Here is a 19,756-nt window from a genome sequence, read left to right on the forward strand (position 1 = left end):
TCAGTAAAGGTAAGAGATTAATTATATCAAGCATATAGAGATGTTTACCGCTATACTAAAAGTAGCACAGAGGTAGCACAGGGTAATTTCTGTTAGTAGGTATTTACTTGGAAAGTTTATAAAAGTGGTGGCCCCACCCTGACTCGAACAGGGGACCTAACGATTATGAGTCGTGTGCTCTAACCAACTGAGCTATAGGGCCATTTGTAGTACTTTTAAAGCGTTACTGTGAAATGCATGGGTGAACCTGCGAAGTAACGCGCCGCATTATATGCATAGCTCACGTGTTTGTCATTACCTAATTAATCTTTCAGTTTTCAAACGCATATAAATTAACCATTTTTGAGCATGTAGGTCTGCCTTTCGCTAGCATACTCGCTACCTTTGTTTTCGCTGCTTCGCTAATCCAAATCACAACATTTACGTAATACATACAAACAGCTAATCAAATCTGCACTATGTCTTCAGCCGTACTTATTTATCCCCATCAGTTATTTGCTACTCATCCCGCATTTGACGAGCAGCGATCCGTTTATCTTATTGAAGAATCGTTAATACTGACATTCAACCCCATTCACCGGGCAAAGTTGGTGTTGCATAAACTCACCATGGATGCCTACCAAGCTCGTCTTGAAAAAGAAGGTATGAAGGTGACACGGCTGTCGATAGGCGAATATCCAACTACAGACGCTGTGTTTGAGCGGCTAAAAAACGATGGCATTGAAGATATCCACGTAGCTGATACCACCGATAACTATTTAGAAAAGGCGCTGGTAGATGCCCAATTGAATAGGGTTTGGTACGACAGCCCGTACTTTATTTTGAAAAAAGACACCGCGATTAGCCGGTTCAACGACAGTAAAAAGTTTATGGCAACTTTTTATAAAGGGTTGCGTAGCGATTTGAATATATTGATGGATAACAGAGAGCCCAGAGGAGGGAAGTGGTCGTTTGACGAAGACAATCGCAAAAAGATCCCTAAGTCTGAAGTGCTGCCCGAAGACGTGGCAAGATTTGGTAATCAGGCCGTCTCAGATGCGGTGCAGTGGGTAGAGGAGGTTGAGGCAGAAAAGTATGGAGAGGCGTGTTGTTGGCTACCCTATACCCATGACGGAGCAACGGCCTATCTCAAGCAGTTTTTTGAAGAGCGATTTGAAAAATTTGGCCCCTATGAAGATGCGATAACGAGCCGCGGAGTGCGGTTGTGGCACAGCGCGATTTCTCCTTTAATGAATATTGGTTTACTGACGCCAAAGCAGGTATTGGGTGCAGCCCTCGACTTTGCCGATGAACACGGTATAGCGTTAAATTCCTTAGAAGGGTTTGTACGCCAGATCCTGGGGTGGCGGGAATTTATCCGGGCTAGCTACGAGGTCGACGGCAGCGAGATGCGAAATAAAAACCACTGGCAGCATAAACGGGCGTTGCATGACACATTCTGGCAGGGTGAGACCGGTTTACCCCCGGTGGATCATGCCGTATCAACGGCGCTGGCGTGGGGGTATAACCATCATATCGACCGTTTAATGGTACTGGGCAATGTGATGCTGTTGAGTGAAACCCGTCCTCATGATGTGTACAACTGGTTCATGGGCATGTATTTGGATGCATATGACTGGGTAATGGTGCCTAATGTTTACGGTATGAGTCAGTTTGCTGATGGCGGAAGTTTTGCAACCAAACCCTATATTAGCGGTGCGAACTACATCAAAAAAATGTCAGACTTCAAAGGAGGAGATTGGGAGAAAACCTGGACAGGGTTATATTGGCATTTTATAGATAAACACATCGATGCATTTAAGCGTAATCATCGGTTATCCATGATGCCGAGATTGCTTGAAAAGATGAAACCCGAAACAAAAGAGGCCCATCTAAACGCGGCGCGAGCTTTCCTGTCTGGTGAATAATGGCTAAGCACAGAAGTCTGTTTTTACTACACACAGCATGCCGCATGTTTCCATCTGTTAGTCTCTTGTACGCTTGACCTTTCTTGTTTGTATACCTCACTATGCAGGTGTGCGGGTAAATGTGTATTTTTGATAGCCCGCAAACTAAGCAGTTATTTGTTTTCTACTTCACAGGTTTTCGTTGTTATGTTTTTTAGATGGGTTGGCGTTTGTATATTGTGTGTGGTTTGCTCCGGCTGTGAGTATTTCACTGGCAAACCAACTGCACCTGGAGATATTCCCGTCACGTTTACCGATTTGTCGTCAGGTGAAAAGTGTGGCTTTGATGTAACCATTGATAAAGCACTTTGGAAGGTCAATTACCTGGCCATGTACCTCAGCAAACCCGAGATTAAAGTGGACGGCCGCTGGGTTCGCCTGAGTTTTGTCGAAAACCAATGGCAATCTAAAGACGTTGCACTCTTACAGTTTCACCATGGGTGTGATAGCAAGCTCAACAACACCCACATTCGCCTGGACGCGAACGAGGCATTACTGAAGCGTGCGACAGAGCTTCGATTAACCATGGGGCTTGATTTTGATAGTAATCACACGCAACAAGCTGAACAGCTATCGCCGCTTAATAAACCTGCGATGTTTCAGTCTACCCGTGAGGGTCACAACTTTTTTCGCGTAGAGTTACAGAACAATCTTGAACCTTCCGCTATCTGGTCTTTCCTGCTTGCCAGTGGTGGCTGCAATGGTGATACCAACACATCTAAGCCGACTGTATGCAGTCAGCCGAACCGGGTAACGGTAAGTTTACCGATGGCCCAGAATGTCTCTGAATTAACGTTGTTGGCAAGTTTGCAACAGATTTTATTCAGGGTGAATTTGAAGGCCGTGGCAGAATGTAACATGGCTAAGTCACACCACAGCAGCTGTGAGAAGGTTATAAAAAATCTCACCGGTCGACAATGGTTACGCTGGGATGCTCCGGAAAAGGTATACCTGAAATCGTAACCGTATCAACGTAACTAAATGAAAAAGCGCTATTTGCCCTTTTGGTATAGTGCACAATTTTAGATTCTTTGCTATCTTTCCTACATTAAAGTTCAGGCAGCCAGCGCGGAGAATAAAATGACTGAAAAGCCCTTTCTGGTAAGCGGCCGCAATACGATTATTCACAAAGTCAGAAAATGGGACTTGCTTCTTATCAACGGTGATGACAATCCCCCTGTACTTGTGACGTATAAAGGCATAAAGCGTTACGAAGGTAAAATTCCCGATAACAAACGGGAAGCTAAAATGATGGATATGGAATTGGTGGATATTACTACCGGTGATGTTTTCGGTGACGAGAAAACACTGGTGTTTATACAAACCCTTAACGGCAAAGAATACAAAGTAGATTACAGTAAAGCCGATAGTTCCATGTTTATTAAAGTGCATCAGGATAGTGCATTTTAACGTTTCTGTTTTATAGTGGCTTCCTCGTCTTCGGTTAGCCACTGTCCCCATCTGGTTCCACGAACGGAATTAAAACGTCTAATATCTTTGTCCTTTCCTTTGAGTTGCACATAGTGCGATTTGAATATGGAAAAGCGACAGAGGTCGATGGGCGTGGTTTCTGCAGCATTCACGTCTCGAACCACACCAGTTTGATTATACAATTCTGCAATGAGTTCTGAGCAAAACCATTGTCGATCGCAGGTTTTATTCCGCGTTAAACGCCAAAGAAACGGAAGGTTGTCGCAAAAATCAACAGCGGAACCAAAAAGCTGCCAAATGTCGTATTTTTTTCCGCTTTCAGACTTTATAAATTCATCGACTATAGCCATCGACGACGCAAATTGTTGTTGTGCGTGATCACTTAGGGGCAGCCACCACACATCACCGGGATACCGTTCAATGCGCGCTTTCAAGCTGTTTACCATTACCCCTTTTTTGTTTTCTTTTACCGTTGCTTCTAATAAGGCGTGATGAGAAAGGTGACCTTGTTTGCAATATTGCGGCGCTGTTACAGAGGCGACATGCGTCACATTTGACCAGGTCGTTAGTTTTGCCCAACGGGAAAAAAGACTATAACCACCAAAAGCGATGAGGTCTCCTGGTCTTATTTTTGTCATCACTTCGTTGTAGCTTGCTCGGGTTCTCATTGTTTTCCTGTTGATGATGAGTTGTTACAGAATGTTAAACAATGTCGATAACTAACCGTTACAGCGGGCAAGTTGTCAGCGGATTTAAGCCGTTTATCGCAAAATCTCAAAAGATGGTAATTCAACGAGAATACACAAACCTTTTAATCACTTTTCTCTACTTTATGAGTGTCCCTGGTGACGTTTTCGTTGTCAGGTTTCACCCAATAAGGAGATTTGCCATGACCACTTCCATTGCCGAAAAAAATGCCACTCGTTCTGTACGCCGTTTACCTGTCTTAATTGCCGGGTCACTAATGGCTGTTTTATTTTCAGCCTCAGCTGCTGCAGCGTCTTACCCAATTCACAAAACTGATGATCTTGTGAAGATTTGCGAAGCTATCCGCGATGATAACACCACTAAATTGCGTTTTGCCATACGCGACAGCAAAATCCGCGTAAAAGCGTTGCAAGAAGGGTTGCGCTGTAATGGCGAAGATATGCTGACGTTTGCCGACCGTCATGATGCTGCAAAATCAGGAGATCTGATTGCGCGCCGTCTGGGAATGACCGATCGCACAATGACGGCACGCAGATAAACACTGTGCGCGCAATGCCAGTAACGTCTACATCCTGTGAGATGGCGTACAATCTGGATGTAAAGCCAGAAGCTGTTTCAGTAATTCTTTGGGTTGGCTCAGTCTCCCTTCGGAACTGCCTGACTGAAGCGTTATTAGCGTCGCCACTGGTTCAGCGCGTTTGCCCGGTTAACGATAACGACCAATGTCTGGCAATGCAGTCGTCAGATGGCAGCGTGATTACCATCTGTTGCTTTGACCACTTTCAGCGAGCTACCTGGCAGCCCAACTCTGTTTTGGTGGTAGGTGAAACTAATGCCCAGGCGTTACATGCTTTTTCTGCGCGGGCGGCAGGCTTTATTCATTATCCTGTCTCCCTGGATAAATTGAATGCTTGTCTTGCCCGCCGTTTGCACGAGCTTCACCAATGCCGTCAACGACAGTTGTACGACAATGTATGTCGAGGTTTATCATTGCAATCTGGCATATCAAGAGCTGCATTGATGGCGCGATTAAACCGCATTAATAAGGGGTTTAATGCGTGCGGAAAATTGGCGCTGCGTTCGGCTAGCGAGTGGCTCTACATAGATCAAAAAGATGTGCGTTGGATAGACGCTGCCGGAGACTATCTGGTTGTTCATTGCTATGATGAAAATCACGTGGTCAGATGTACGCTTTGCGATATGCAGCGAAAGTTAGGCCCCCGCTTTATTCGTATTAGTCGTTCTACAATCGTCAATTGCGATGCTATTCAAAGTGCCGAAAAACCCGCACAACGGGTGGTGTATTTGATTTTACAAAACGGCGTTCGGTTAAAAGTAAGTCGTCGGTATTTGATGGATCCAAAACAACTGGACAGATGGCTGTAAGACCAACGTCGGTTTGACGTGATTGAGTACTCAGATACACTGTTGTTTTCAAATCTTCCATGTGTGTTTTATGCCGTCTTTGACTCAACGATGTTTAGGGTTTGTCCTTATTTTTTTGTTCTATTTTATCGGTGAAATCGCTGTTAGGGTGTTGTCGTTACCTCTGCCTGGCACACTGATGGGATTATTGTTACTACTGGCATTTCAGTTTTTTCAGTCACGTCCTTCTCCGATACTCCACGCAGGTGGTGCGCCACTGCTAAAGTACATGTCTGTACTGTTTGTACCTGCAGTTCTTGGGGTAGCCATATACTGGCAACACATCGAGGAAAATCTCGCTGCAGTTTCCCTTGCCATCGTTGGAACGACAATAGTTAGCTTAGGCATTGCCGCCTTGCTGGCACAGCGTTTGTTAGGCAGTGCGTTACAGGCAGGTGAAAAATGACGCTGAAGGAAGCGTTTGCTGACTGGTGGCTTACCACGGCTGAATTATTATCAGGGTCGGCATCACTGGATGGAGCAATCTGGATATGCGTGACATTGGTGGCATTCGCATTGTCCATTGCAATTCAAAAGATCACGGCAGGCAACACCCTGGCTAACCCGGTTTTAGTAACGGCAGTACTCGTAGGTCTGTGCCTTATCGTGACAGGCCAGAACGTAGCCCTTTATCAGCAACGCGTTGGCATCATTCATTGGCTTCTCGGCCCAGCCACAGTGGCGTTAGCCTTACCCATGTACACTCAGTGGCGGAAAATAAGAGAGTTAGGATGGCATTTGGTGTTGGCTGTACTACTTGCTGGGATCATTGCACCCGTTACTGCCTGGGGAGTGCTTTATGTTCTTGAGGCTCCCACTGCCTTACAAATGACTATGTTAGCTAAATCTATTACCACGCCTTTGGCCATGGAAGCCGCTGCAAAGATTCAGGGCATTCCCCCTTTGGCTGCGGTTTTTGTTATCACTACTGGTATTGTTGGGGCGGTAGTTGCCCCTACCGTTTATGCTGTTTTACATATTACTTTGCCGCAGGCGCAAGGCGTTGCACTTGGCGCAGTGTGTCATGCTGTGGGCACGGCTAAAGCCTTGCAAATGGGGGAGCAGGTTGGCGCATTAGCAACACTAGGACTGTGCCTAAACGGAATAATAACGGCGCTCTTATTGCCTTTGCTGTTTGCATAGATCAAATTATTGCTAAAAGCACGGCCTAATCCCTCACTTTACACCAATGACGAATGGAAAAATGAGCTATACATGCTACAAATGTAGTAGGGATTTTATTTAAGGTTTTGGTTTTATGGTGTCAGTGTTAGTGTGCGATGACTCGCTGGTTGCAAGGAAACAAGTGGCCAAATGTCTGCCTCCTGATTGGGACGTGGCAATACACTTCGCCAAAAATGGTGAGGAAGCCGTTGCTGCGTTAAAACAAGGTAAAGGACAGTTACTATTACTGGATTTAAACATGCCGGTAATGGACGGTTACCAAACGCTTCAGGCGATAAAAGACAATAACCTCAGCACTAACGTTGTGGTGATTTCCGGGGATATTCAGCCCGAAGCCCATGACCGCGTGACCCGTTTGGGAGCACTGGAGTTTATTCGCAAACCCGTTGACCCAGTGACACTGGAAGAGGTGCTGGTAAAGCACAACCTGTTGTCAGGGCCCGAAGAGGTGGAAGGTGCTGCAGAGTTAGACCCGGATATTCGCGACTGTTACCAGGAGATCACGAATATCGCTATGGGCAGGGCAGGGGATCACCTGGCCAGAACAATGAACGTATTTGTCCACCTTCCTATTCCCAACGTAAACCTAATTGAAGCATCAGAAATGCATATGATGCTTTCTGACATTGAAAGTCAGGAACAGGTTACCGCTATTTGCCAAGGCTTTATTGGTTCTGGTATTCGCGGTGAAGTTATGTGTATTCTCAGCGATTCCAGTTTCGAAGATGTAGCCAAAATTCTCAATGTGACAGAAGACGTTGACGATCAGCTTCAGTTAGAACTACTGATGGATGCAGCCAGTATTTTAATTGGTACCTGTTTAACCGGGTTAGCTCAGCAGATGGACGTCACCTTTGCCCAGGGCCAGCCTATTGTGCTGGGGCAACATCGGGCCATTACGGAAATTATTCAAACCAGTAAGATGAAGTGGAAGCGCACACTGGCAATAGAATTGAGCTATGGCTTGGAGGGCTATAACGTCCGGTGTGATCTAATTATTTTGTTTACAGAGGATTCCATGCAAACGATGAATGCAAAACTGGCCCATTTACTGGAGGATATTTGATGAACGACAGTGAATTGGAGGAGATGCAATCGTTCCACTGGATGATGGATATGCTGCAAAGTGTGGATGTAGGCATAGTTGTGCTCGACAGAACATTCAAGATCAAAATGTGGAATGGCTTCATGGAATCTCACAGTGGCCTTTTGCCAAGCCACGTGCGTGATAAAACACTGTTCAGCATTTTTCCTCATATCAACGAAGCCTGGTTTGCACAAAAAGCCAAACCGGTTTTTGAGCTGAAAACCCGCGCTTTTATGACGTGGGAACAGCGGCCACATTTGTTCAAGTTTCACAACTACCGGCCGATTACAGGAAATGAGCCGTATATGTACCAGAATATCACCCTGGCTCCACTTGCATCGGCAACAGGCAAAACGGACTACATCAGCCTGATGGTCTACGATATGACAGATATTGCTTCAGGTAAAAAGCAGTTGGAAGCCATGCAGGTGAGCAGTGAAGAAAGTCAGTCACAAGCGGGGAAATGAATCTGGGACATAGTGGCATGAGTCTTTTTTCATAAAGGTGACTGATTGTGATGCGCCAGATGTTTATATTTCGATACCCAACAACACTACTAACACTCTGCTTAGCAGTATCTTTTCTTACCGCCTGTGGTGGCGGTGGTGATAGTGGCACAAGTGAGAGCTCGGATGCCATTTTTGTCAATGCCGGTGCTGACATTCAAACCCTCGAAGAAACCGATGTGGCTATTACCGGGCAAGCAAGTGGACAAGCTGATACCGTAGTGTGGCAGTGGTCGTCATCGCCACAAGCCACCATTACCCACGCTGATACCTCTTTGGCTGATGCCACCTTTACAGCTCCCACCGTTACTACAGACACTACTTTTGTGCTTACCTTAACGGGAACAAATGCTTCTGGAAACAGTGATACAGATACAGTAAATGTGGTCGTAAAGCCGGTAAATGCGTCACCTGAAGCAATAATTACCTTCGAACAAGAATCTGGTCAGCCTGAGAATACCTTCTCTGCCGGTAGCACACTGACATTGTCTGGAAGTAGTAGTAGCGATGCAGATGCCACTGATACTGAAAACCCCATTAGTGAGTGGGAGTGGCAACAAACCTCCGGTGATAGCGTATTAAACAATGTGGTGACTAATGCGGCGAGTCTTTCCATCGTGATGCCTATAGAGGCCGACGGCCAGTCTATCATACTGTCTTTGACGGTTACTGATGAAGAAGGTGCAACAGATACGGAAACGGTAACTCTGTTTGCGTTATCGGAAAGTGAAACTGAACCAACCGTGGAAGCAGGCGTCAATCAGGCGGTGTTTAGTGGTGAACGTATTGTATTAAATGGTACCGCCAACACAACGGTAAACGCTGGCTTACCACTAAATGTGATGTGGGATGGCACCGCCGTTACGGCAGACTCCATTGCAAATGATTCTGATCTCTCAACATACGCCGTAGCCCCCTTAGTATCGGAGGAAACAACGGTGACTTATACGCTGGAGGTCACTGACAGTTTCGGTCATTTAGTTTCAGACACCATAGACGTCACCGTGCGACCATTTCCAATCCCACTGATGAACGACACAGGGGTAACCGTTCAGACAAACAACACCGCCTATGTAAATAGTCAGCAAAATGATTTTCCTGGTCAGGACGGCCAGCGGGGAAGTGACTTGGTTAACGCTGCTGGCTTTCTGGAAAAAGCCGGACGCGGCCAGGCTGGTTTTGACTTTACCAAACTAAACAGTAACGGCGACGAAGAAGATGACACATCACAAGCCTGGTCTTGTGTCCGGGACAACATAACTGGGCTGGTATGGGAAAAGAAAACCGATGATGGCGGTCTGCGGGATGGTGATAACACATACTCCTGGTACTTTACTGATGAAAACGGTGGATACGTGGGCACGCTGGATGGCACAGATACAACATGCACACTCACCAACTGCAACACAGAAGCATACGTTTCAGCGGTAAACAGTGCAGGATTATGTGGTTTTTATGACTGGCGCATGCCAACCCACGAAGAATTAATGTCCTTAATCCACTTCGGTCTGCCCAGCGGTGTTATGCTCGATGAGGACTACTTCCCCTTCGCCGGCGCGATTGACAATACAGACAACCGGCTCTGGTACTGGACGCGAATTCCAAGTGCTGATGGGGTGTCTGGCGATGCCGCGCAAAATGCCTGGGCAATTGATTTCGCTTCGGGTCTGGATAACTTTCTCATCAAGTCCAGTGCTGCAAGGGTCAGACTGGTTAGAGCAGGGAGATAAGTGATGAAAAAATTTACCGCGATAATTACATTGTTATTTTCGTTTTCTACCTTGGCGCAAACGTGTCTGTCTGAAGGCATTGAAACCGCCGCTGATGATGAATTCATCGATCAGGGAGACGGCTCTGTTTTGCACGTGGCCACTGATCTCATATGGCAGCGTTGTGCTTTAGGGCAAACCTGGGATGGATCTACCTGCACAGACACAGCAGTAAAGTACAACTGGCAGGAGGCGTTAGTAAAAGCTCAGGAGGAAGACAGCACTGCTTTACTGGGTTGGCGGCTACCTAATATCAAGGAACTGGCTACCATTACCGAGAGACAATGTGTTCGCCCGGCCATCAATGACACGATTTTTCCCAATACACCCCCAGACGATTTCTGGACATCGACGCCATCGATGGAAGACCCGATTCGTGCGTGGGTAGTGGCATTTTTTAATGCGAGTCATTCTATAAAAGAGAAAGATCGCTACGTTTATGTCAGGTTAGTCCGTACCCAAACAGATTAGTCTGGTCGCACCGTTAACCCCATTACTAAGCCGTGATTATTCAACCTGAATTTTGGCAGGTTGAGCCGATCACGGCTTTTTATTTCCCGGTGACGCGTACACAATTAGCGGTATGAATACGATTTTATCCTCCCTATTTACTGTTCGAGCCTGCGTGGCCGCTTTACTGTTATTGCCTTTATCGGCCCTGGCAGGGCAATCTTGTAACATCGATTTTGCTTACGGTATTGCTGTAAATGACAACCAATTGCGCATAATGGATAAGAGCCGGACAGTGGTGCAAATCAACCAAAGGGATCAACTTTTTATAAAAGGGCGTTGGCAGGATCTCAGCGTGCAGCAGCGTCGCTGGCTGAGAGATTATGCCAGGGGACTGCATTATGTTGTACCCAAGATGATTATCCTTGCTACTGAAGGCGTAGAGCTGGCTACAGATACCGTGGATAATGTTTACCAGGGGCTGGTTGGTGCTGATCACGAAAGCTATGAGAAGTTACAAACCGCCATGCAACGAGTGCGAAACAGAGTGAAAGACAAGTTTCGTCACGCCAGCAATCACTACTTCATCGGTCCAGGTTCACTGGAAAGTGTTGATGATTTTGTCGACAGTGAAATTGAAGCTCAGCTGGAAGAAGCTATCTCCATGTCTGTGGGGGGAATTTTATCTGCCATTGCAGGCATGGATGAAAGCAAGGTTGAGATAAGTGATGAACGCCTGGAAGAAATTACCCGGCAATTGGAGGCGGTAGGGGAACATCTCGATCTGGATAATGGCCCGGCGTCTTTAAATAGCAAAGCCCAGTGGTTTTGTGAAAAGCTCAGAAAACTCAATAAACTGGAAGAGAAATTGCGCAAAGACGTTCCCGCGTTTAAACCCTTCGACGTGATTGTTTCAAATTAGCGCGATGACATCGGCTTAGACAAAAGCCGACAGCAACGTATTCAGATAGCGGCGGCCCTTTTGCGTAACCTGCCAATATTTCTCATCTTCAACGAGCAAGCCAGTATCAATTGCTTTTGTCAGTTCCTGTAGTTGTGTGTCTGACAGCTCTGTTCCCGTGAAGTCTGAAAAATCTTGTTTTGGACATGGCTCAACTAAGCGAAAACGATTCATAAAGAATTCAAATGCCAGATCTTCGCCTGCGACAATTGTGCTGGAATCCACATAAGGACGGGCAATATCCATATAGCCTCGTGGGTGCTTCACTTTTACCGTTCGGGTTATCGTATTGTTTTGCGCTTGAGTTATTTTCCCGTGTGCGCCACAACCAATGCCCAGGTAGTCACCAAAGCGCCAGTAGTTCAAATTGTGTTGGCACTCGAAGCCAGGTTTACTGTAGCCAGATATTTCGTACTGACGATAACCTGCCTGTTCCAATTCTGCGTGCCCCTGCGCCTGAATATCCCACAGAACGTCGTCATCGGGCAGTTCGGGAGGACGGGAAGCAAAAGGCGTATTAGGTTCAATAGTGAGTTGGTACCAGGAAAGGTGTGCTGGATTATTGGCAATTCCTTTGCGTAAATCATCCAGTGCGTTCGCGAGGGACTGATCTGGCAAACCATGCATCAAATCGATATTGAAGCTATTTAGCGGCGCTCTATTGGCCAGGGCAATGGCGCGTTGAGCCTGATGGGTATCGTGAATACGCCCCAGTGCTTTTAAGTGACGATCCTGAAAGCTCTGAATGCCCATGGAAATACGGTTTACACCAGCGGCTGCATAACCGTCAAAACGATTAGCTTCAACGGTCCCAGGGTTTGCCTCCAGGGTAATTTCCGCGTTATTCGCTACCTTAACAATATCCTTCACTCCGGTCAGAAGATGGGATATTGCGTTGGCCGAAAACAAGCTTGGCGTACCGCCGCCAATGAAGATAGAAGTGATTTCACGGCCGGCTACCAGGTGTGCGTCTTGTGTTAAATCGTCCAGAAGGTGTGACGTATATTCTTGCTCTGGTAAATCAGATTTTAAACCGTGAGAATTAAAATCACAGTAGGGGCATTTTTGAACACACCACGGAATGTGGATGTACAGCCCCAAAGGCGGATTACGCAAAAGATTGCCTCATTTTCTCAAGCAAAAAGTTCATGGCCTGCCCACGGTGACTAATGGCGTTTTTCACCTGCCGGTCGAGTTCTGCTGCTGTGCAATTATGGGAGGGAACATGAAAAACAGGATCATAGCCGAAACCGCCATTGCCGGTGATCTCGTGAGTAATGGTACCGTGCCAGTAACCTTCACTGATAAGAGGTACAGGGTCGTCGTGATGACGCATAAACACCAGCATACAGAAAAAGTGCGCACGACGATCCTGGTTGTTTGACAACGCTGCAAGTAGCTTTTCAATGTTATCAAGATCCTGAGCGTTTTCCCCTGCGTAGCGAGCAGAATAAATACCTGGTGCGCCGCCCAGTGCGTTCACCACCAGACCTGAATCATCTGCAATAGCTGGCAAACCCGTTTCACGGGCAGCGTGGCGGGCTTTGATAATGGCATTTTCTACGAAGGTGGTGCCGGTTTCCGGCACGTCTTTCACCCCGAGCTCTTTTTGCGGAATGATTGTCACGTTTCGTTCCGCAAAGAGCCGGGTAAACTCTTTAACTTTTCCTGCGTTACCTGAAGCGAGTACGATTTTTTCCGGAAAGGCCATAAACACTCCTTAACGTGCTTTTTTACTTTTCTTTGCTGAAGCTGACTTCTTTTTCTTTTTCGCTGTGGCAGATGGGGCTTTATGCTGTGGTCGCAAGCCTTTTATAAAGCGTGGCTTTAAAGGCTCACCAGAATAGCGCTCCACCTTGCCTACCATGTCAAAGTCGTGGGCTTCAACGAGTGATATCGCCGTTCCTTTTGCGCCAGCGCGACCGGTACGGCCAATTCGATGAACATAAACGTCGGCTTTGCGAGGCATATCGAAATTAATTACGTGGCTGACGTTGGGAACGTCGATGCCTCGGGCGGCAACATCCGTCGCTATCAATATAGGCACCTCACCTGATTTAAAGCGAGCAAGGGCAGAGTTTCGTTTGTCTTGTGGCATCTCTCCTTGCAGCCAGCAAACTTCAATGCGCTCTGAGAGTAGTTTGTCTTTGAGCGCTTGTAACCGTTCCCGGGTTTTTACAAACACTACCGCATTGGTGATGTCATTGCTGAGAATGTGAATAAGCATGGCTTCTTTGTGCGCCATGTTGTCAGCCAGGTGATACCATTGGTGGGTTTTGGCCTTTTCTTTACGGGAAGGATTGGCTTCGACCACTTCTGGTTCCTGCAATATATCCCGGGCAAAGTTTCTTACCCCGACGCCTTCCAGCGTGGCAGAGAACAACATGTTTTGTTTCCGCCACCGCGCTTCAGCTGCAATTTGACCAACAATACTGCCGAAACCCATGTCGAGCATACGGTCTGCTTCGTCGAGAATAAGGCACTCGATGTCGCGACAATCTGCGGATTCTTTTTCGATATGCTCAAACAGTCGCCCTGGTGTGGCCACCAGAATATCCAGATTTTGGCTAAGCGTGTCTCTGTCAGTGCCGTAATTTATACCGCCGGTGATCACGCCGCATACTAATTCTGTATGCCGGGTAAGCGCCCGCGCCTGTTCGTATACCTGAAGCGCTAGCTCTCGGGTAGGTGTAAGAATGAGTACCCGTGTTGCGCCGGGTTCCTGGCGAGGGAAATCCAGCAAGTATTGGCAAGCGGGCAGCAAAAATGCAGCGGTTTTCCCGGTACCTGTAGGGGCCGATGCGAGTATATCTTTTCCATCCATCGCAGGGGGAATAACAAGAGACTGAATAGAGGTGGGCCTGCTGTAGCCCATATCTGTCACAGCCTGACAGAGGCTGTCATCAAGCTCTAATTCTTCAAACGTCATGGTAAATCACAGTTTTCAACACAAAGGCCAAGTATATCATTGCATCGTATACCTTGGGTATCAGAACTAGACAATCAATGAGACATTTGCTGCTTAATGATGGCGTCTCGTGCTGAATCCATGGCTTTACCTATTGCGGGGCCGTGCAGGCCTTGTTCCACAAACACCCGGGCATCCACGTTTCCGGCAGCTTCGATGGCGTTCAGCAGAGAGTGATTAAATTGTTGCTGTTTTTTGTTATTAACCGCAATGCCAATAACCGTAAGCAACTGCCTGAAACGTTCTGGTTTGCGCCAGGCATCACAGCGGTTTAGCACAGTTAACAGCGATGTTGTTGTTGATGTGTAATGCAATTCGTTGTGGAAGCGGGCACAAAGCTTCGCTAAATCCAGGTATTTATTTGGACATTTCAACCTGTTGCATAGCGTGAGGACGTCTGCATCATTCAATACTAAACCTATGAGAGCCCAAAGCTCTTCAGCGCTGACCTGGGGAGCTCTGCTCTGTTCCATCAGTGATGTGAGCGTTTCAACATGTGGTTGCAATTCGACAAACCAGTCAGCAAGTGCATTAACCTTAGCCAGCGTTTGGAAAAAAATGCCGGGTCGTCCCTCAATAAGACTTTTTTCTGTTTCCTTCCATACCCGCTCAGCGGACAAGTGCGTGAGCTCGCCACTGCTGGCCATTTCTTCTATGAGTGACAGCGTTTCCGGTGCAATGGTGAAACCTAAATATGCGTAGCGGGCAGCAAAACGGGCAACCCGGAATACTCGCAAAGGATCTTCAACAAACGCGGGGGATATGTGTCTGAGAGTTCGCTGTTCAATATCCTGCACACCATGGAAAGGGTCAGTCAACGTGCCATCTTTTGCTTGGGCAATAGCGTTAATGGTCAGGTCACGTCTGATGAGATCCTCTTGTAGAGTAACATCTGGCGCGGCGTAACAGGTAAAACCGGTGTAGCCGAGACCGGCTTTGCGCTCAGTTCTGGCAAGGGCGTATTCTTCCTTGGTTTTGGGATGTAAAAATACGGGGAAATCCTTGCCAACCTGTGTGTAACCTTGCTTAAGCATGGCATCTGGCGTGGCACCTACTACCACCCAATCCCGCTCGGTGACCGGGCGATTTAGCAGGGCATCACGTACTGCTCCGCCGACTAGATATACTTTCATACGATTCACTGCTTATCTCTTTGTGGCTATTATGCCTTAATTCAGTTTTTTTTTGTTCTATCCATCGCTTACATTTTGACTTCTTTGAAAGGGGTGGGTAGTTTAGTCGCGGTGAATCGCTAACAATAAAACTCCATGTATCTGAACTATTTTGGATTGAACGACAATCCGTTTTCCATTGCGCCGAACCCCGATTACCTGTACATGAGCCCGAGGCATAAAGAGGCACTGGCTCATTTGACATTTGGTCTACAGGAGAGTGGTGGGTTTGTGATGCTTACCGGCGAAGTGGGCACTGGGAAAACCACAGTGTCGAGGAAGTTGCTACAGCAACTGCCTGACAACACGCAGGTAGCAATGATTTTAAACCCTACGCTGTCTGCTTTGGAATTACTCGCTACTGTGTGTGATGAGCTCGGTATTGCCTATGACGACGATAAGGCAAGCCTCAAGTACTTTACTGATAAAATTCTGGCCAAACTCGCAGATAATCATCAAAAAGGTACCAACACGGTGCTGATGATTGACGAAGCGCAGCACCTTATGCCCGAAGTACTGGAACAGCTTCGTTTGCTGACAAATTTAGAAACGAACCGTGAGAAATTACTTAAAGTTGTTCTTATAGGGCAACCGGAGCTGCAACAGTTGTTAAAACGCAATGAATTGCGTCAACTTGCTCAACGGATCACAGCGCGATATCACTTGTTACCCCTTACTGCGCCAGAAGTGTCAGCCTATGTGGCTCATCGCCTGGGGGTTGCCAACGGCGATATCAGTATCTTTAGTCAATCTGCGCTAAAAGCCATTCATCAGATAACCGGGGGCATTCCCAGGGTGATCAATTTGTTATGCGACAGGGCGTTAACCCTTTCCTTTACTAAACAGCATGCCGTAGTGAAAAAGCCAATTTTCCTCGCTGCTGCTGAGCAAATATTGGGTGAGGATGTTGTCGCCCAGCGCATTCAGCATCAGAAAAAATGGTATTTGGTAATGGCGTTTGTAGTTGCAGTGCTGCTGGGTTTCGCAATGGGGAGGTTGTATGTCTGACACAATAGATATTACCGATCTTAAACCCGGCATGGTGATTGTTCAGATCACCAAACAAAATGGCCCGGTAAAAATTCGTAAATCAGGGTTAGTTACCAGCGACGCCATGGTACAAGGTTTGGCAGAAATGGGCGTGCAAGAGGTTGAGGTTGACCCCGCGCAAACGGTCGAGATTGAAACCAATAAACACCATCGAACTGAAACACAAGCGCTGATCCGCGGCGAAAGGGATACCTCTGCTGCATCCCTTGATAGAAATATATCAGACCAGTTTAATAGGAGCCTTTTTCTGCCTACAGTGCAGGGATTGCCGTCATTGTGGAAGGTTTACGCAAAGCAAAGTGTATCCTTCGGTGTAGTGATTTTACTTGGGCTGGCATTAGGTTTTGGCGCGGGAAGCTTTCCCCGCTGGTGGCAATCAGTGGGAAATGTATCTATTACTTTAGAAAACCAGGACGGGGGCAGTAAGATTGATGAAAAGCCTGACTCTGCACCTGCTATAGAAAGTATTGATGTGCTTGCGGGCGAAAACGAGCAGCAGCTAACAGCTGACATACACACGCCGACTGAACAGCAAGAACCAACAAAGCAAAAGTCTAACTCAGACAATACGTTGCAAACGCCAACGACGCCTCAGCCTGTCGAAGAAATAGCCCGTGAGAGAGCGATACAAAACATCACCGAAGAACCTGAAGGCGAGATCATAAACGCGCCACCGGAAAATAAGGGCGATGTATCACCTGAACTGCTAGCGCGTTTTAATCAGGCTCTCGAAGAGCTTGATAACAAGGCAACTGAATATGAACCCGAGCCTCAGGTAGTAGTGAGGGACGACTTACCCAGAGTCGATCAACTTCCCGTGCGTATGCTTACCCGGTTGCCAAGCATGGCGTTTAATGCCCACATGTACGCTAGCAGACCGTCAGATCGCTGGGTTCGGGTAAATGGGGTTCAGCTCGGGGAAGGTGACTGGATAAACGATGAAGTGCAAATCGTTAAGATTGAAGCACAGCGGGTTATTTTGAACTTTGAAGGCCGGGATTTCTCCATGGCAGCATTAACAGATTGGTAGGCTTATAAAAAAGGCGAAAGTGGAAACTTTCGCCTTAGTTTTCAGCACTCAATGTATTACAGCCAGGCAGGCTGCTTTGTTTCATACCCTTCAATGGCACTGTTTAATTCAAGGGTTTGCCCAATAGCATCTAACCCTTTAATAAGGTTGCTTTTGTGGTGCGCCAGAATATCAAAGTGAAAGACCTCATCTCCAGCTGTTACCGTTTGCGCGGGTAAATCTACAATGATATCCATCGATGGTTCGGCTTTTACTAAAGCAAACAGCGAATCCATTTGGGCACTGCTAAGCGCAACAGGAACCAATTGGTTATTGATGCAATTACCGTAAAAGATATCTGCAAAAGACGTTGCGATGACTACATCAAACCCATAGTCTGCCAGTGCCCACGGAGCGTGTTCACGGCTAGAACCACAGCCAAAGTTTTCTCTTGAAAGCAGAATGGAAGCGCCCTGGTGTTCCGGTTTATTCATGACAAAGTCAGGGTTGGGCTCTTTTTCATGAAGATCGAGATACCGCCAGTCGTGGAACAAATGTTTGCCGTAGCCAGCCCGGGTAACACCCGTTAAAAACTGCTTTGGGATGATTTGATCAGTATCTACGTTGGCCTGATCTAACGGGCAGGCTCGGCCAGTATGTACAGTGAAACCTTGACTCATTACTTACTCCTGAAATTCTCTGACATCGGCAAAACGGCCAGTAATCGCTGCCGCTGCAGCCATAGCCGGGCTTACCAGGTGGGTGCGAGCGCCACGGCCCTGGCGACCTTCAAAGTTTCTGTTACTGGTAGATGCACAGCGGTCACCGGCTTGTAAAATGTCGTCATTCATACCAAGACACATAGAACAGCCTGGTAATCGCCATTCAAAACCCGCGTCCGTAAAGATTTTATCCAAACCTTCCTCTTCTGCCTGACGCTTAACCTGGCCGGAGCCGGGTACAACGATAGCAGTCACTTCGCTGGGTACTTTGCCCTGTTTAGCTATAAATGCCGCAGCGCGCAGATCTTCAATGCGACCATTAGTGCAGGAACCGATAAATACGTGACTCACGGGCTGATCGCTGAGTTTGTCGCCGGCGTTTAAACCCATGTAAGATAGCGCTTTAACAGCACTTTCTTTTTCAACGGCGTCGTTGAAATCATCGGGGGAAGGTACTGGTGCATCCACGCCGATAACCTGACCGGGGTTTGTGCCCCACGTAACTTGTGGCGCTATATCAGCAGCTTCCAATTCTACTACAGTGTCGAAGTTTGCTCCGTCATCACTGTACAGCGTTTTCCAGTAAGCGACAGCATCGTCCCAATGTTGAGTTGGTGCGTATTCACGGCCTTTTAAGTAGTTAAAAGTTGTATCATCCGGTGCAACCATGCCGGCTTTCGCGCCAGCCTCAATGCTCATATTGCAAATGGTCATACGCTCTTCCATGGATAATGCGCGAATAGCCTCACCCGCATATTCAATGACATAGCCTGTTGCACCAGCGTGTCCAATTTTACCTATGATGGCCAGAATAATATCTTTGGCAGTAATGCCAACAGGCAAGGTGCCATTGACGTTGATGAGCATGCTTTTGGCTTTGCTCTGTTTCAGGGTTTGGGTAGCCAAAACATGTTCTACCTGAGATGTACCAATACCAAAGGCGAGGGCACCAAATGCACCGTGCGTGGCGGTGTGGGAATCGCCACATACCACCGTCATGCCGGGTTGAATTAAACCAAGCTCCGGCCCCATAACGTGCACAATACCCTGTTTTTGGTGACCAACGGGATAAAGCTTGATGCCGTTTTCTTCGCAGTTGTCAGCCAGTGTTTTAAGCTGTAGGGCATTCGCCGGGCCACATGCATCGATGGCAAGAGATCGGGTAGAGATACTGTGATCCATCGTACCAAAAGTGCGATCAGGACGACGAACCTTGCGGTTTTTGTCCTTAAGACCAGCAAAAGCCTGTGGGGATGTGACTTCGTGGATCAGATGTCGATCGATATACAATAAGCTGTCATCACCCATCTGGTCGACAATATGTGCCTCCCAGACTTTGTCGTATAAGGTCTTGGCCATGCGGTTTT

The 19,756-nt window shown here is 47.2% G+C and carries 21 protein-coding genes and 1 tRNA gene; 14 read left to right on the forward strand and 8 right to left on the reverse strand.

Annotation, left to right across the window (positions count from 1 at the left end):
- Positions 1-125 precede the first annotated feature (125 nt).
- A tRNA-Ile gene (locus ACXACM_RS08835) sits at positions 126-202 on the reverse strand.
- 256 nt (positions 203-458) lie between these two features.
- Here ACXACM_RS08835 and ACXACM_RS08840 point away from each other — a divergent pair.
- The 3 genes from ACXACM_RS08840 to ACXACM_RS08850 all read left to right on the forward strand — a co-directional run bounded on the left by ACXACM_RS08840 (position 459) and on the right by ACXACM_RS08850 (position 3,356).
- Positions 459-1,907 (forward strand): cryptochrome/photolyase family protein, encoded by a 1,449-nt coding sequence (locus ACXACM_RS08840; protein WP_474821161.1) that lies wholly within the window; start codon positions 459-461, stop codon positions 1,905-1,907.
- 186 nt (positions 1,908-2,093) lie between these two features.
- Entirely contained in the window at positions 2,094-2,909 is an 816-nt protein-coding gene (locus tag ACXACM_RS08845) for an MbnP family protein (RefSeq protein ID WP_474821162.1), read from the forward strand.
- A 117-nt stretch (positions 2,910-3,026) separates the two neighbouring features.
- The gene (locus ACXACM_RS08850; protein ID WP_474821164.1) at positions 3,027-3,356 is read left to right on the forward strand and encodes a hypothetical protein; all 330 of its coding nucleotides are present in this window, start codon (positions 3,027-3,029) and stop codon (positions 3,354-3,356) included.
- Here the strand turns inward: ACXACM_RS08850 and ACXACM_RS08855 are convergent.
- Positions 3,353-4,045: a hypothetical protein gene (locus ACXACM_RS08855; protein ID WP_474821165.1), complete on the reverse strand. Its 693-nt coding sequence runs from the start codon at positions 4,043-4,045 to the stop codon at positions 3,353-3,355. The genes ACXACM_RS08850 and ACXACM_RS08855 overlap by 4 nt on opposite strands.
- Before the next feature lie 221 nt (positions 4,046-4,266).
- On the opposite strand from ACXACM_RS08855, the gene ACXACM_RS08860 reads away from it, so the two are divergent.
- The 9 genes from ACXACM_RS08860 (at position 4,267) to ACXACM_RS08900 (ending at position 11,429) form a co-directional block, all read left to right on the forward strand.
- Positions 4,267-4,623 carry a DUF3718 domain-containing protein gene (locus ACXACM_RS08860; protein ID WP_474821166.1) on the forward strand — a complete coding sequence of 119 codons (357 nt, stop codon included), beginning with the start codon at positions 4,267-4,269 and terminating at the stop codon, positions 4,621-4,623.
- Between the two features lie 14 nt (positions 4,624-4,637).
- Positions 4,638-5,471, forward strand: a complete 834-nt coding sequence (locus ACXACM_RS08865) for a LytR/AlgR family response regulator transcription factor (RefSeq protein WP_474821168.1) — start codon at positions 4,638-4,640, stop codon at positions 5,469-5,471.
- 70 nt (positions 5,472-5,541) lie between these two features.
- The gene (locus ACXACM_RS08870) at positions 5,542-5,916 is read left to right on the forward strand and encodes a CidA/LrgA family protein (protein WP_474821169.1); all 375 of its coding nucleotides are present in this window, start codon (positions 5,542-5,544) and stop codon (positions 5,914-5,916) included.
- A complete protein-coding gene (locus ACXACM_RS08875) occupies positions 5,913-6,653 on the forward strand; it encodes an LrgB family protein (RefSeq protein ID WP_474821171.1) in 741 nt (246 codons plus the stop codon). The genes ACXACM_RS08870 and ACXACM_RS08875 overlap by 4 nt, the downstream gene beginning before the upstream one ends.
- Before the next feature lie 115 nt (positions 6,654-6,768).
- Entirely contained in the window at positions 6,769-7,761 is a 993-nt protein-coding gene (locus tag ACXACM_RS08880) for a response regulator (protein WP_474821172.1), read from the forward strand.
- Positions 7,761-8,249: a PAS domain-containing protein gene (locus tag ACXACM_RS08885; protein ID WP_474821173.1), complete on the forward strand. Its 489-nt coding sequence runs from the start codon at positions 7,761-7,763 to the stop codon at positions 8,247-8,249. The genes ACXACM_RS08880 and ACXACM_RS08885 overlap by 1 nt, the downstream gene beginning before the upstream one ends.
- 50 nt (positions 8,250-8,299) lie before the next feature.
- Positions 8,300-10,018: an Lcl C-terminal domain-containing protein gene (locus ACXACM_RS08890; RefSeq protein ID WP_474821175.1), complete on the forward strand. Its 1,719-nt coding sequence runs from the start codon at positions 8,300-8,302 to the stop codon at positions 10,016-10,018.
- Positions 10,019-10,021: 3 nt separating this feature from the next.
- Positions 10,022-10,528: an Lcl C-terminal domain-containing protein gene (locus ACXACM_RS08895; protein WP_474821176.1), complete on the forward strand. Its 507-nt coding sequence runs from the start codon at positions 10,022-10,024 to the stop codon at positions 10,526-10,528.
- A gap of 112 nt (positions 10,529-10,640) precedes the next feature.
- Positions 10,641-11,429, forward strand: a complete 789-nt coding sequence (locus ACXACM_RS08900; RefSeq protein WP_474821177.1) for a DUF2884 family protein — start codon at positions 10,641-10,643, stop codon at positions 11,427-11,429.
- 15 nt (positions 11,430-11,444) lie between these two features.
- Here the strand turns inward: ACXACM_RS08900 and hemW are convergent, their stop codons facing one another.
- From hemW to ACXACM_RS08920, 4 genes are all read right to left on the reverse strand, one after another.
- Entirely contained in the window at positions 11,445-12,584 is a 1,140-nt protein-coding gene (gene hemW / locus ACXACM_RS08905) for a radical SAM family heme chaperone HemW (RefSeq protein WP_474821179.1), read from the reverse strand.
- Positions 12,577-13,179, reverse strand: coding sequence for an RdgB/HAM1 family non-canonical purine NTP pyrophosphatase (rdgB, locus tag ACXACM_RS08910; protein ID WP_474821180.1), 603 nt, complete (start codon positions 13,177-13,179; stop codon positions 12,577-12,579). Before rdgB ends, hemW begins: the two co-directional genes overlap by 8 nt.
- A 9-nt stretch (positions 13,180-13,188) precedes the next feature.
- Positions 13,189-14,397, reverse strand: coding sequence for an ATP-dependent RNA helicase SrmB (gene srmB, locus ACXACM_RS08915; protein ID WP_474821182.1), 1,209 nt, complete (start codon positions 14,395-14,397; stop codon positions 13,189-13,191).
- A 74-nt stretch (positions 14,398-14,471) separates the two neighbouring features.
- Positions 14,472-15,569 carry a tRNA nucleotidyltransferase/poly(A) polymerase-related protein gene (locus tag ACXACM_RS08920; protein WP_474821183.1) on the reverse strand — a complete coding sequence of 366 codons (1,098 nt, stop codon included), beginning with the start codon at positions 15,567-15,569 and terminating at the stop codon, positions 14,472-14,474.
- A 135-nt stretch (positions 15,570-15,704) separates the two neighbouring features.
- Between ACXACM_RS08920 and ACXACM_RS08925 the strand changes: the two genes are divergently transcribed.
- Both ACXACM_RS08925 and ACXACM_RS08930 read left to right on the forward strand, forming a co-directional pair.
- The gene (locus ACXACM_RS08925; protein ID WP_474821184.1) at positions 15,705-16,616 is read left to right on the forward strand and encodes an ExeA family protein; all 912 of its coding nucleotides are present in this window, start codon (positions 15,705-15,707) and stop codon (positions 16,614-16,616) included.
- Positions 16,609-17,688 (forward strand): general secretion pathway protein GspB, encoded by a 1,080-nt coding sequence (locus ACXACM_RS08930; RefSeq protein ID WP_474821186.1) that lies wholly within the window; start codon positions 16,609-16,611, stop codon positions 17,686-17,688. Before ACXACM_RS08925 ends, ACXACM_RS08930 begins: the two co-directional genes overlap by 8 nt.
- A gap of 56 nt (positions 17,689-17,744) precedes the next feature.
- Here the strand turns inward: ACXACM_RS08930 and leuD are convergent, their stop codons facing one another.
- Together leuD and leuC are read right to left on the reverse strand one after the other, a co-directional pair.
- A complete protein-coding gene (gene leuD / locus ACXACM_RS08935) occupies positions 17,745-18,347 on the reverse strand; it encodes a 3-isopropylmalate dehydratase small subunit (RefSeq protein WP_474821187.1) in 603 nt (200 codons plus the stop codon).
- A gap of 3 nt (positions 18,348-18,350) precedes the next feature.
- Complete coding sequence (leuC, locus tag ACXACM_RS08940) at positions 18,351-19,748, reverse strand: 3-isopropylmalate dehydratase large subunit (RefSeq protein ID WP_474821188.1); 1,398 nt, start codon at positions 19,746-19,748, stop codon at positions 18,351-18,353.
- Positions 19,749-19,756 lie beyond the last annotated feature (8 nt).

The organism is Alteromonas sp. AWQ4_252, from assembly GCF_056158205.1.